The organism is Glaciecola siphonariae (assembly GCF_042652645.1).
GTDB lineage: Bacteria > Pseudomonadota > Gammaproteobacteria > Enterobacterales > Alteromonadaceae > Glaciecola > Glaciecola siphonariae.
This window is the reverse complement of sequence record NZ_JBHSGU010000005.1, coordinates 547223-559787: the sequence shown is the minus strand read 5'-3', so window position 1 is coordinate 559787 and position 12565 is coordinate 547223. Positions and strand designations below refer to the sequence as shown.

At 46.4% G+C, this 12565-nt stretch carries 10 protein-coding genes; 7 read left to right on the top strand and 3 right to left on the bottom strand.

Annotated elements, in window-relative coordinates:
* Positions 1-16 precede the first annotated feature (16 nt).
* From recG to nei, 5 genes are all read left to right on the top strand, one after another.
* On the top strand, positions 17-2092 hold the full coding sequence (gene recG / locus ACFO4O_RS13520) for an ATP-dependent DNA helicase RecG (protein ID WP_382409386.1): 2076 nt from the start codon (positions 17-19) through the stop codon (positions 2090-2092).
* A 63-nt stretch (positions 2093-2155) separates the two neighbouring features.
* Positions 2156-3142 (top strand): 2-hydroxyacid dehydrogenase, encoded by a 987-nt coding sequence (locus ACFO4O_RS13515; RefSeq protein WP_382409385.1) that lies wholly within the window; start codon positions 2156-2158, stop codon positions 3140-3142.
* A 66-nt stretch (positions 3143-3208) separates the two neighbouring features.
* Positions 3209-4015: a class I SAM-dependent methyltransferase gene (locus tag ACFO4O_RS13510; RefSeq protein ID WP_382409384.1), complete on the top strand. Its 807-nt coding sequence runs from the start codon at positions 3209-3211 to the stop codon at positions 4013-4015.
* Between the two features lie 115 nt (positions 4016-4130).
* Positions 4131-4604: a peroxiredoxin gene (locus ACFO4O_RS13505; RefSeq protein WP_382409383.1), complete on the top strand. Its 474-nt coding sequence runs from the start codon at positions 4131-4133 to the stop codon at positions 4602-4604.
* Positions 4605-4743: 139 nt separating this feature from the next.
* The gene (gene nei / locus ACFO4O_RS13500) at positions 4744-5565 is read left to right on the top strand and encodes an endonuclease VIII (RefSeq protein ID WP_382409382.1); all 822 of its coding nucleotides are present in this window, start codon (positions 4744-4746) and stop codon (positions 5563-5565) included.
* A gap of 37 nt (positions 5566-5602) precedes the next feature.
* Here the strand turns inward: nei and ACFO4O_RS13495 are convergent, their stop codons facing one another.
* The gene (locus tag ACFO4O_RS13495) at positions 5603-6733 is read right to left on the bottom strand and encodes a M14 family metallopeptidase (RefSeq protein ID WP_382409380.1); all 1131 of its coding nucleotides are present in this window, start codon (positions 6731-6733) and stop codon (positions 5603-5605) included.
* Between the two features lie 91 nt (positions 6734-6824).
* On the opposite strand from ACFO4O_RS13495, the gene ACFO4O_RS13490 reads away from it, so the two are divergent.
* Positions 6825-9695 (top strand): DUF2339 domain-containing protein, encoded by a 2871-nt coding sequence (locus ACFO4O_RS13490; RefSeq protein ID WP_382409378.1) that lies wholly within the window; start codon positions 6825-6827, stop codon positions 9693-9695.
* Positions 9692-10876 (top strand): BaiN/RdsA family NAD(P)/FAD-dependent oxidoreductase, encoded by a 1185-nt coding sequence (locus tag ACFO4O_RS13485; RefSeq protein WP_382409376.1) that lies wholly within the window; start codon positions 9692-9694, stop codon positions 10874-10876. Before ACFO4O_RS13490 ends, ACFO4O_RS13485 begins: the two co-directional genes overlap by 4 nt.
* 261 nt (positions 10877-11137) lie before the next feature.
* Here ACFO4O_RS13485 and ACFO4O_RS13480 read toward each other — a convergent pair whose 3' ends face one another.
* On the bottom strand, positions 11138-12088 hold the full coding sequence (locus ACFO4O_RS13480; RefSeq protein ID WP_382409374.1) for an AraC family transcriptional regulator: 951 nt from the start codon (positions 12086-12088) through the stop codon (positions 11138-11140).
* Between the two features lie 59 nt (positions 12089-12147).
* Positions 12148-12513, bottom strand: coding sequence for a nuclear transport factor 2 family protein (locus ACFO4O_RS13475; RefSeq protein WP_382409372.1), 366 nt, complete (start codon positions 12511-12513; stop codon positions 12148-12150).
* Positions 12514-12565: the final 52 nt, after the last annotated feature.

Below are 12565 nucleotides of genomic sequence, written 5' to 3'. Positions count from 1 at the left end.
ACAAGCTTTTTATTGCATGCAGTCACTTACCGATACGCCGGTGACTACCCTCAAAGGGGTGGGCGCCAAAGTTGCCGAAAAGCTTGAGAAACTTGGGCTGCGAACGCTGCAAGATGTCATTTTTCATTTGCCTCTTCGATACGAGGACCGCACTCGCTTATACAGCGTCGCCGAGCTGCATGGCTACCTGCACGTTTCAGTACAAGGAGAGGTCATTAGCGCCGACATTAAATATGGTCGCAAACGCATGCTCATTGTAAAACTCAATGACGGTACCGGTAGCATTAGTTTGCGATTCTTTCACTTTTCTGCAGCGCAATTGAAGGGATTTGCCACGGGCAATACCATTCGCGCATTTGGTGAAGTGCGCCCTGGTGCTGCTGGCATGGAAATGGCGCATCCGGAATATAAGATCATTGAGGGTGACAGCAAAGCCGGTATGGAAGAGACCCTTACGCCCGTTTATCCTACCACCGAAGGCGTCAACCAGCTGACTTTACGTAAACTGACCGAGCAAGCGCTCGCGCAGCTTGCTAAAGGTGCGTTAGCTGACTACCTTCCGAGTCAGCTTTATCCTGAACAGCTTAGTTTAAAAGACGCATTATTTTTAGTGCACCGACCGCCGGCTGATGTGGCGATAGATGAGCTTAGCGAAGGCAAGCATCCGGCACAAAAGCGTTTGGTGGTAGAAGAGCTTCTAGCGCATCATTTGAGTATGCTAAAGGTACGCAGTCAAGCAAAGGCAGACCCTGGCTTTGCGGTAATGCCTGACGACCCCTTAAAAGAAACATTTTTGCGCAGCCTTCCGTTTGCGCCAACCGGTGCTCAAAGCCGCGTGGTGACAGAAATTGAAACTAACTTGCGCTCGGGTCAGCCGATGATGCGTCTTGTGCAAGGGGATGTTGGCTCGGGCAAAACTCTCGTCGCGGCGCTTGGCGCACTATCGGTGGTAGGCGCCGGCTATCAAGTTGCATTAATGGCGCCCACCGAATTATTAGCGGAGCAACATGCGAAAAACTTCAGCGACTGGTTTACGCCGCTCGGCATAAAAGTTGGCTGGCTAGCCGGTAAGCTCAAGGGCAAGGCAAGGAGTGAGACGCTAGAAGCTTTAGCCTCAGGAGAGATTCAGGTATTGGTGGGAACCCATGCGATTTTTCAAGATGCGGTGCATTATCATAACCTAGCCTTGGTCATTGTAGATGAGCAGCATCGTTTTGGTGTGCATCAACGATTAGCCCTTCGCAAAAAAGGCGAAATGCAGGGTAAATATCCCCATCAACTTATTATGACTGCCACCCCCATTCCGCGCACCCTTGCGATGACGGCATACGCAGATTTAGATACCAGCATAATCGACGAACTGCCGCCGGGTCGCACGCCGGTGAAAACTGCCGTGCTGCCTGATTCTCGCAGAAGCGATATTATTGAGCGCGTGCGCCAGTCGGCATTAGAAGATAAACGCCAAATATATTGGGTGTGTACGCTAATTGAGGAGTCGGAAGTGCTGCAGTGTCAGGCGGCAGAAGACACCGCAGTGGGGCTTCGCACGGCTCTGCCGCAGTTAAAAGTAGGCCTTGTTCACGGTCGATTGAAGGCGCAAGAGAAGCAATCGATCATGGATGAGTTTAAAGCTGGAGACTTAGATCTTTTGGTTGCCACCACCGTTATAGAAGTTGGCGTAGACGTACCCAATGCCAGTTTGATGATCATTGAAAATCCAGAGCGACTTGGCCTTGCGCAACTGCATCAGCTGCGTGGTCGGGTGGGAAGAGGTTCAGTTGAAAGTCACTGCGTGCTAATGTATTCCAGCCCGCTATCTAAAACTGCAACTAAGCGACTGGGCGTATTGCGTGAATCTAACGACGGTTTTTACATAGCTGAAAAAGACCTAGAAATACGTGGCCCAGGTGAGCTACTAGGTACAAAGCAAACGGGCGTAGCCGACCTTAAAATTGCAGATTTGGTAAGAGACGCATATTTAGTGGATGAAATTAAAACGATGGCAGAGTATGTATGGCGCAACCATCAAAGTAATGCTCTGCAATTAATACAGCGCTGGCTTCCTTACCGGGACGATTATAGCAATGCATAAGCGGTTAAAGTGTGCGCACAAGCGATAAACAAGTCATTTTAGAGAGCGTGAGGAGAGAAGCACATGAAAGTCACCATGTTTAGTACCCAAGATTATGACAAGACTTTTTTTACAAGCCATTGCCCTGATGGCATAGCGCTCGATTTTCATGATGCGAAGCTCAATGAACACACCGCAGTATTAGCAAAAGGTGCACATGCGGTATGCGTATTCGTCAATGACACAGTCGATAAAGCCGTCATCGATTTACTTATCGACATGAATATTAGGCATATTGCGCTTCGCTGCGCAGGGTACAACAATGTTGATATTGATTACGCCAAATCGCAGGGTATGAGCTTATCTAGAGTGCCTGCCTACTCGCCAGAGGCTGTTGCTGAACACGCTGTGGCGTTAATGTTGTCGCTAAATCGCAAGCTTCATAAAGCATATAACCGAGTGCGCGACGATAACTTTGACCTAAATGGACTGCTTGGTTTTAACATGTATCAGCGTACCGTCGGCGTGTTAGGTACGGGTAAGATAGGAAGAGCGGTGATTGATATTCTGCTCGGCTTTGGCTGCGAGGTGCTTTGTTACGATATATTTGAGGCCAGCGAGCTTAAAGACAAAGCGGTGACCTATACCGATTTACCCACGCTAATGGCGCAATCTGACATCATCACTCTGCACTGCCCGCTGAATGAAAGTACAGAGCACATGATTAATGAACAAAGCATTAGCAGCATGAAAGACGGCGTGATGATTATTAATACCTCTCGCGGAAAATTGATTGACACCAAAGCGGTTATTAGCGGCATAAAGAGCAAAAAAATTGGATATTTGGGCCTAGATGTTTATGAGATGGAAGAAGATTTGTTTTTCAAAAACCGCTCTAACGAGATAATTGATGACGATGTGTTTCAACGTTTACAGAGCTTTCCGAACGTGATGATTACAGGGCATCAGGGCTTTTTTACAGAAGATGCGCTTACCCAAATTGCGCGAGTGACGCTGAGCAATATCGAACTCGCGGCAAAGGATGAACAAGACGCCGAGACCTTTTTGTAAGTTTTGCGCCCGTTAAAGTCATAATGTATAAAACCGCGCGCCCTAGATGCTAAGTATTCACCACACATGACTCATACTGTTATTTTAATTGAAGATACGGGCTCATTACTTGCCCATGAGCGAGCGCATGCATTAAGCGCTAAGACCGGTTTCAGCGTGCATGAAATTAAGCCCAATAAGCCGCCTAAACAGTTTAATCAGGCTCAATGGCAGTTAGTGTATACCCAAAATGGGCTAGCGCTTCGGCTCAGTAGTGAACCCTCATGGTCGGATATTCGCGTAGATTTCGCGTCGGCAGCACTGCAATATCGCAAGCAACATGGCGGGGGGAAAAACGAGGCTATTGCTAAAGCGATTGGCATTAAGGGCAAACAAAGCCTGAATGTCGTTGATTGCACAGCAGGAATGGGCACCGATAGTTTTGTAATGGCTAGCGTGGGCGCTAAGGTAACCATGCTTGAGCGTAGCCCCGTGATTGCGGCATTGCTTGAAGATGCCTTACTGCGCCTAGAAGATGCAGATGACGCCTTTGCCCAATCGCTGCAACTGCACAAGCAAGATGCTACTGATTTTTTGTGTGAAGCCATCAACAGCAGCGCGCCGCAAAACATCGATGTGGTATATCTTGACCCGATGTTTCCGCACAAGAAAAAGTCGGCGCTCGTGAAAAAAGAAATGCAGGCATTTCAGATGTTGCTCGGTCCTGACAGCGACAGTGAGCAATTACTTACTAATGCACTCAAAACAGATGCTAAACGTATAGTTGTAAAGCGTCCCAATAGTGCTCCAGAGCTGGCAAATCAGCAAAATCGGACGGCTACCATGGCAATAAGATCGAAAAAGCATCGATTTGACGTATACATACTAAACTAAGCTGCGCTCTTGAATTACGCGGCTCGCCCTCCATGTATATGAACGGCAAACGAATATGCAAATATATGCTCTTTTGCATTCACTATTTGGTTTATATCAACCTTAAGGAATAATTATGATTGAAGTAGGTGCAACACTACCAGAAGCAACACTTAGCCACATCGATGGCTCTGATATGAAAAACCCCAGCACGAAAGACTTATTTGCGGGCAAAAAAGTCGCATTATTTGCTGTGCCAGGCGCATTCACGCCCACCTGTTCAGAGGCTCACTTGCCTGGATTTGTTGCCTTAGCTGATAAAATCAAAGCCAAAGGCGTAGACGAAATCATTTGTTTGTCGGTAAACGACGCATTTGTAATGAACGCGTGGGGTAAGGCTTCAAACGCAGAGCATATCACCATGGTAGCGGACGGCAATGCGAGCTTCACCAAAGCTCTTGGTCTCAGCATGGATACAGATACTTTTGGCGGTGTACGTTCCAGGCGCTACAGCATGTTAGTTGATGATGGCGTAGTGAAAGTACTTAACGCTGAAGAGGGCGGCGGTTTTGAGGTAAGCGATGCAGAGACCTTGCTAAAAGCGCTTTAATAGAAGGTTTTAAGCGCTAGCGATAAGCTAAACGCTTGAATTAAATAATGCAAAACCCTGCTGTTTGACTTGTGTCGGCCGCGGGGTTTTTTATTCGCGCAGCCATCACTAAACATCTATCTACGTAAGAGGACACGGTATGCCAGAGGGCCCAGAGATTCGATTAGCCGCCGATAAGATCGCAAAAGTAATAGAAGGGAAGCAGATTGAAGCCATTGATGTGGGTATGCCTCATCTTGAAGCGCCAGCTAAACAGCTGACAGGCCGCGTAGTCGAACAAGTTGAAACGCGTGGCAAAGCGATGCTGATTCATTTTGATAATCAGCAAACCATCTATTCGCACAATCAGCTTTATGGCGTGTGGAAAACTGCCAAACGCGGCCAGTTGCCGAATACCAAACGCTCCTTGCGCTTAGCCTTACACACTCAAGACAAGAGCGCTATTTTATACAGTGCGTCTGATATTGGAGTGTATCAGCGCGGTGAGTTAAGTGCTCATCCGTTTTTGAGTAAAATTGGGCCGGACATTTTGCAGGCCGATTTACGTTGGCAAGAGGTGCGCAAGCAATTAGAGGCAAAGCGGTTTTGTAATAGGGGTTTGAGCGCGCTCTATTTAGACCAACATTTCATTGCCGGCATTGGCAATTATTTACGCACCGAAATCTTATTTGCAGCTGGCGTTCATCCCGACTTTAAACCTAAACAGTTAAGTCGCGAGAAACTCGCCGCACTGGCAAAACAAACGCTAGTTGTAGGTAGGCGCGCTTATGATACGCGAGGACATACTGTGCCTGATAGTTTGAGTAAAAAGCTAGCAAAAACAAAGGGAAGCTATGAGAGCGTGCGTTTTATGGCGTTTAATCGAGAGGGCGAGGCGTGCCGAATATGCACTTGCCCGATAGAAAAAGGGCAAAGAAACGGACGCAGGATATATTGGTGTCCGCAGTGTCAGCCAGTATAAAAAACCTCACTAAGCGTATAGCCGTGTTTTAAAAAAGTCATAAAGTCCAATATTGCGTAAAGCACTTATACAGTTGTGTGCCACTGAGCACTGACGCAGATGGAAAGTGAAGCATTACAATCAAATTACAGGGTGCTAGCACTTCATGAACGGCGTCTGGATTGTCGAGTTCGTCAATATTGAGAACGCGTGCCATTACGCTGCCTTTGTTAACGCGTTCACCCGGTGCTACGCAATACTCGACCATACCACCGAAATCGGTATACAGCGTTTTATAATCTTCAAGCTTTACGCCCACTCGCTCCATATCAGAAGGCCTAAAGTCTTCATAGCGCAAAACGCCTTTGCACGCCAAATATCCCAAAATGCTCTCAGCATCTTTTTGCCCTTCATCAAAATCTATTACTTCTTGACTGCCCATCTCTAGAGTAAAAGCCTCAACACCGAAGTCGTGGGATCTTCCTGTTGTTTCTTTAAGCGCATCTTGTAAGCTCCACCATGGGCAGAAAGTCGCTTCGTCGAGTGCGCCCGCAAATTTATTAGGTATAAAAATACAATGAGGAATGGAAAACTGTTTTGCCGCGGCATACGCATATTCAGGAATATAGGCGTGACGAGTAGACACCGGCCCATTGTGCAAATCAAGCACAATGTCGGCGTCAATCGCGATGTGCTGAAGGGTTAGATTGAGCTGCTGAGCCAAGCCAAGGCCCCAAGGCTGGTTAAGTTTGTTGGCAATGCTCTGTTTAAGTTGTTGGCGAAACTTCTGCTTAATGATGCTTGTTGTGTCTTGAGCATCTACACTGCTGACAAAGCTGTTAACGAGCGTTTCGTCATAAAAATAACCCCGATTCCAATTTGTTCCATTAACAGGATCAAATCGTCCCAAAGTATACTCGCCAGCTTTTATATTGGTACCAACCGGATTGCAATTAGGTACTAAGATAATGTCACCATGGATTTGATGCGTTTTAAGCGCCTGAATGAGATGGTAAATCACCACATTACCCTGCACCTCAGCGCCGTGAATGGAGCTTTGAATGTAAACTGTTGGGCCAGGTAATTCATCGCTTATGCGGTAAATCGGCACGTTTAAACTTCGACCGGATGCATTTTGTGCCACCGCTACGTGACTTTTAATCACCGACTTTTGCAAACTATTTGACATGCTCTACCTGTTCTACGGTTCAAACTAATAAAGAATTTACCGCACTTGTGCGATAATCTCGACATAAGATGCAGGTCAGGGCGTAAATTACATGGAAGCATGGGTATTATTTGGCATATTGATTGTGTTGGCGCTGTTTGGTGGCTCAATATTAAGCTTTGTGCATATTGGCAAAATTAGTGAGCTAAGACGCCAGCTAGAGGCTTTCAAGGCATTATTGCTCAAACACCAGGCGCAAATAGTTGAGCTTGAAAAGAAAGTAGCGGGCACAACACCAGAAACAATTCCCCCAAGTGTGAGCAAAACTGCAGACCAAAATGACGACGAGACATCAGTAGGTGAGCAAGCCCAAGCCCTTGCAAATAGTGATGCAGTGTTACCTCAAACCGAACCTACTCCTGTATTACCAAGCGCTACTCCAGCTAGTTCGAATGAGCCTGTTAATTCAGCATCAGCGGCAGTTACATCCAAGACGTCTACATCCAGGACATCTACATCCAAGACATCAACATCTGCACCAGTAAGCGATAAATCTGTGTCAAAAGGTTTTCAGCTAGAAAAATTTTTGATGGGAAATGGTTTACTTTGGTTGGGTGCAATCGTTCTTGCGCTGGGCGGTGTGTTCCTAGCTAAATACAGTATTGAAGCAGGGCTGTTTCCGCCGCAGCTGCGCATTATATTAGGTGCAAGCTTTGGATTACTCTTGGTGGGTGCAGCAGAATATCTTTACCGTTTTCCCAAGCGTTTTAACATTAATACACCGGTAATAAGCGCAGCACTTGCAAGTGGAGGGGTCATTACGTGTTTTTCCATGGTGCTGGTGGCCTTTGATTTTTATGCATATCTCTCACCTATTGTTGCCTTTGCTTTGCTGGCTATCATCTCGTTATCTGCGGCATGGCTGTCACTGCGTTTGGGGCCAATTTTGGCTGCCATTGGGGTAATAGGTGCTTATGCGGTGCCCGCGTTAATATCCACCGGCTCGAACAATGTTTTGATACTGCTTATTTACGTAAGTGCGGTGTCATTTTCAGCGATATGGATTCATCAGATTGTACAACGCGCGTGGCTTTGGTATCTCGGCCTGTTGGGGCATATGGCTTGGTTTGTGATAGCGATTTATGTGTCGAGTGAATCTGCGCTGATGTATGAACTCGATACCCAAGGCTATCAAAATCTTGGCGTGCTTACCGCGTTTGCTTTGCTGTCGGTGTATTTGTTTGTGCTGCTACCTATTTTAGGCTGGAATTTAAGCGAACGCTTTGACGCCGCGCTGTCGGTAAAACAGATGCTCATGCCGCGCAAAGAGCATTTGGGCATTTTGCTCCCCATTGCAGGCCTTATTCTATACGCCTTAGCCTATTATTACGACAGTGCTTTTTATCCCTCCTATTTGTGGACGCTCATTGTGTTTTCTGCGCTCATGCTCGCAGCCCCAATTAGGCACAGTGCTTTTGATACATGGCCGTTTTTAGCGCTAGGTTTTACGGTTTTTATGTATTTGTTGATGCCGCAAAACTACGATTACAGCGACAATGTATTTGTATTCACCGGCGGCTATTTGCTTGCTCAGATTGCCGCGCTCATTGGGCTTGTTTACGCTTTTTTGATGATGAGACTTCGCCCAGAGCGTCCGGCGTTTGCTCTTTTGCTCGTAGTGGGACCTCTTGGCATTATGAGTCTTAGTTATGCCTTAAGTAATGCCGACGCTGCTAGCTTGCTTTATCCACTGTTTGCGCTTGAACTTGGTATTATTGGTCTGGTGTTCGCCTATTTCGCGCTCAAAGCCTCACGCGACTTTAACAAGCTTGCATATTTGCTGCTAGCAAATGGTGCGCTCACGCTAACCTTTACCATGTTGCTGTCGGCTAGTGTGCTCACACTCGCAATTGCCATACAAATTTGCTTAATGGCGGTACTGAGCAGAAAGTATCTGCTCACCTTGCCGCACTGGTTGTATAAAGCAGCGATGTTAGTGGTGTTGGCGCGCTTAAGTTTCGCGCCTTGGCTACCTGAATATGCAGACGAGCGTTTGTTAGGCATACATTGGTCAATGGTCATTTATCCATTAGTTTTTGCGGTTTTGTGGTTTGCGCGTCGACATATTACAGAGCCTAGCACGCGTATCTGGTTGGGCGGAGCCTTACTGCACTTAGCTGCGCTTTTTGTTACCACTGAAACAAGCTATTTACTAACCGGCGGGTACCCAGATTTTGGCGCCCTTAGCTTTGAACAATCGGTGTTGTTGTCAATGAACTGGTTAATTTTGGCCTCTGTTTACTTGTGGCGTGCTAAAGCACTCGATGCACCGGAGCACGCAAAAGGCGTATCAAGCAAATTGCTCTACAGCATTTTCGCTGTTTTGCTGATGTTTGGCGCCGGTTTGATACATATCGATGTGTCTGTTTTCAATTCGCCATTTATAAGCGCGCAGCCAACCGGCACGAGCCCATGGCTTAACTACTTAATTCCTCTTTGGCTGATACCTGCCTTAACGCTAGGTGCAGGACTTAAATGGCAGCTTTTTCATAAAGACTTTGTCAAGCCAGCATCTATCATTGCTAGCGCCATGCTCTTTATGTATATCAATGGCGTGGTGCGATTAGTGTATAACGCGGAACTTTCATTGTTTGCAGCAAGTGTGCAACAGGCAGAGCTATATACTTATTCTATTTTATGGCTGGTTATCGCAATTGCGGTCATTGTGCTGGCGCAGTATTTGATGCGCAACAGCCTTAATCGCTTGGGATTTTCTATCCTTGCGCTGGTGGTGCTAAAGGCATTCTTAATTGATATGTCTAACTTAGAAGGTTTATTCAGAGCCTTATCATTTATTGGCTTAGGGTTGTCTTTAGTGGGCATCGGTTGGTTGTTTCAGCGATTTAAACGAAGTCATGATGAAGCGTTACCACATGAAGATGCGCCGCAGGGTGACTCGCAGCACAAGCAGGAAACAATATGAGTCAGCATCGTGATGTGGTAGTTATTGGTGCAGGCGCTGCGGGTCTTTTTTGTGCCGCTGAAGCCGGCAAACGCGGACGTAAAGTCGAGGTGCTAGATCATGCCAAGCGCCTTGGCGGAAAAATACTCATGTCGGGAGGCGGGCGCTGTAATTTCACAAATATGTATGCGTCGCCAGAGAACTTTATTTCGCAAAACCCGCATTTTTGCAAGTCGGCATTAAGTCGTTATACCCAGTGGGATTTTATTGCCTTAGTAGAGCAATACTCAATTGCCTACCATGAAAAAACCTTGGGGCAGCTTTTTTGTAACGACACCGCAAAAGACATTGTTGATATGCTGATGCAAGAATGCAAACAGGCCAATGTAGTGGTGAGCAATCGCTGTGAAGTGGGCGACATTCGTTTTGAAGATGGTTTGTATTACGTACAAAGCGCCAAGGGTGAATATATCGCTCCCTCACTAGTCATCGCTACCGGCGGACTGAGCATGCCAAAACTTGGTGCAACGCCCTTTGGTTACAAAGTGGCTGAACAATTTAACATTCCTATTATACCTACGCGCGCCGCACTGGTGCCCTTTACCCTGCATGAACACGATAAAAGCGTGCTTGGCGAGCTCAGCGGGATTTCGGTAGATGCATCAGCCGGATGCAACAATACCCAGTTTAACGAAAACATATTGTTTACCCACAGAGGATTAAGCGGGCCAGCGGTCTTGCAAATTTCTAGCTATTGGGAGCCGGGTCAAGCGGTTGACTTTAATTTATATCCCAATGGCGATTTATATGAGGTACTGAGCAAAGAGCAACAGCAATCGCCCGACGCACAGCTGTCGACCGCGCTGGCAAAAGTCTACCCAAAGCGGTTTGTACAAAGCGCACTGCCCTATTTGAATGTAGAAAACAAACCCCTTAAGCAATATCAAGGTAAGCAACTCGCACAAGCGGCTCAAGCCTTTATGCAGTGGCAGCTCAAACCAAACGGCACAGAGGGTTATCGCACCGCAGAAGTGACGCTCGGCGGGGTTGATACCGACTACGTGTCGTCAAAAACAATGGAATGCAAATCGCAGCCCGGTCTTTATTTTATAGGCGAAGTGCTAGACGTAACCGGATGGTTAGGCGGGTATAACTTCCAGTGGGCATGGTCGAGCGGATATGTGGCAGGGCAGGCGGTGTGAGTTGGGAAGTCAGAACAAAGTTCTAACTTAAGAAAAATTAAACTTAGCTAATATTATCTGCGTTAAAAAGAGTTTAGCAACATGGCCAGAGGAAGGCGGTTAGCAAGTCACAAAGACTTTATCAACAGCTTAAAAAAGGGTTCGGTTGAGGCTTTGAAAAAGAGTATGTTCCATGGTTGCGTGCTCAAGATGCTCCAAGCAATAGAGATAGCGAAAAGTAATCGGTTTAAAAACCAATAAAACTCATCATTTATTATCAAGTTACTCCGCGTCCTTACGACTAAGTTCTGCTTGGAGAGCCGACCTTCCATCCTTCAGCTTTGATATATCCTCGATCGGCGGACAACCGTAGAGTTTTCTGTATTCTCGACTCAGTTGAGAAGGACTATCGTAACCAACTGCATACCCCGCATCCGCTGCGTTAAGGTTATCCGAAATCATCAGTCGTCGTGCTTCTTGTAAGCGCAGCCTGGTTCTAAATTGTAAAGGACTGACGCCAGTGGCATCTTTAAAATCTCGGTAAAGAGAAGATCGACTACGAGCGGTGATATTGAGTAACGCAGCAAGATCAAAAGGTTCAGCATAGCTGTCGCTTAGAAAATCTATGGCTCGCTCAACCGGCTCAGTACGGTTATCGTTTACCACAAATTTTCTAAGCTGCGCTCCATACGGTCCGTGCAATACCCAATACAAAATTTCTTGCTCGTAAAGTGGTGCGAGGTGCTGAATATGCTTTGGCTCATTGAGTAAACAAACCAGCCGTGCCACTGCGGACAATAAGCCCGGCGACGTATTTGCTATACCCACTGATACAAGCGGCTTAGCCGGTGGCATTTCATGACGCATTTTTAGTAACACATCACGATCAAACATAAGTTGCACACAGATATAAGGTATTTCTTTACTCGCCCGTGTTACTGCCCCAATCACCGGCACGTCGAAGCCAGCAATCAAATATTGACCTGCCCCATAGCGAATTTGATTCGCGCCAACATGAACACTTTTTGCACCTTGGACAATCACACAAAACGATGGCCTATAAAATGCTGGAACCGGATCTGTCGGGTTTAGTGAATAGAACAGATTTAACCTTGGAATGATCGTTTCGTACTGATCTGGGCTAACCATGTGCTGAAGTGTTGTCGAAACAATGTGACTTGTATCGATTTCAACTTTGGTTTGCTTGAGAGCCGATGCCTTTTCTTTATTCATCTATCTATATTCAATTTAAATAGTAAGCAAATAACTATAACTGTGTGTAATACAGCGCCTTAAAGTTTTTCTCCATCTAAGGCTCGCTCAAACTTAGGTAAATCTAGGAAAGCCCGAACGTTCACTACCTTACTTTGCCGGAACTTAAAAAACCAAGCGTATTCGTTAGTATAAAGCTCGCCCGTCTTCAATGGTGTTTGTGCAGTGAAGTGTATTACCACGGTATCAGCATCAGCAAATGTTTTCCATTTTGTCGGGCGCAAGGGTTGAGCGATAATCTGATTAAAAGGCTCTACTAGTGCTTTAAACTCATCGAGGTTGTAGGTACCAGCCGTTCGTGTCGAACCAATTATCGTCCACGCCATATCGTTTGATAGAAGCGAAAATGGGTCGCCAGTGCCATCAGCCCATTCTTGGAACGCCATCTCCACAAGCTGCTGTTTAATTTCACTGAAGCATCTTCCGCGCTAACATTTA

What these genes read in the sequence shown, in the direction of transcription:
- recG (WP_382409386.1), top strand. Translation starts at nt 17, where the DNA reads ATGCAGTCACTTACCGATACGCCGGTGACTACCCTCAAAGGGGTGGGC.
- ACFO4O_RS13515 (WP_382409385.1), top strand. Translation starts at nt 2,156, where the DNA reads ATGAAAGTCACCATGTTTAGTACCCAAGATTATGACAAGACTTTTTTT.
- ACFO4O_RS13510 (WP_382409384.1), top strand. Translation starts at nt 3,209, where the DNA reads ATGACTCATACTGTTATTTTAATTGAAGATACGGGCTCATTACTTGCC.
- ACFO4O_RS13505 (WP_382409383.1), top strand. Translation starts at nt 4,131, where the DNA reads ATGATTGAAGTAGGTGCAACACTACCAGAAGCAACACTTAGCCACATC.
- nei (WP_382409382.1), top strand. Translation starts at nt 4,744, where the DNA reads ATGCCAGAGGGCCCAGAGATTCGATTAGCCGCCGATAAGATCGCAAAA.
- ACFO4O_RS13495 (WP_382409380.1), bottom strand. Translation starts at nt 6,733, where the DNA reads ATGTCAAATAGTTTGCAAAAGTCGGTGATTAAAAGTCACGTAGCGGTG.
- ACFO4O_RS13490 (WP_382409378.1), top strand. Translation starts at nt 6,825, where the DNA reads ATGGAAGCATGGGTATTATTTGGCATATTGATTGTGTTGGCGCTGTTT.
- ACFO4O_RS13485 (WP_382409376.1), top strand. Translation starts at nt 9,692, where the DNA reads ATGAGTCAGCATCGTGATGTGGTAGTTATTGGTGCAGGCGCTGCGGGT.
- ACFO4O_RS13480 (WP_382409374.1), bottom strand. Translation starts at nt 12,088, where the DNA reads ATGAATAAAGAAAAGGCATCGGCTCTCAAGCAAACCAAAGTTGAAATC.
- ACFO4O_RS13475 (WP_382409372.1), bottom strand. Translation starts at nt 12,513, where the DNA reads ATGGCGTTCCAAGAATGGGCTGATGGCACTGGCGACCCATTTTCGCTT.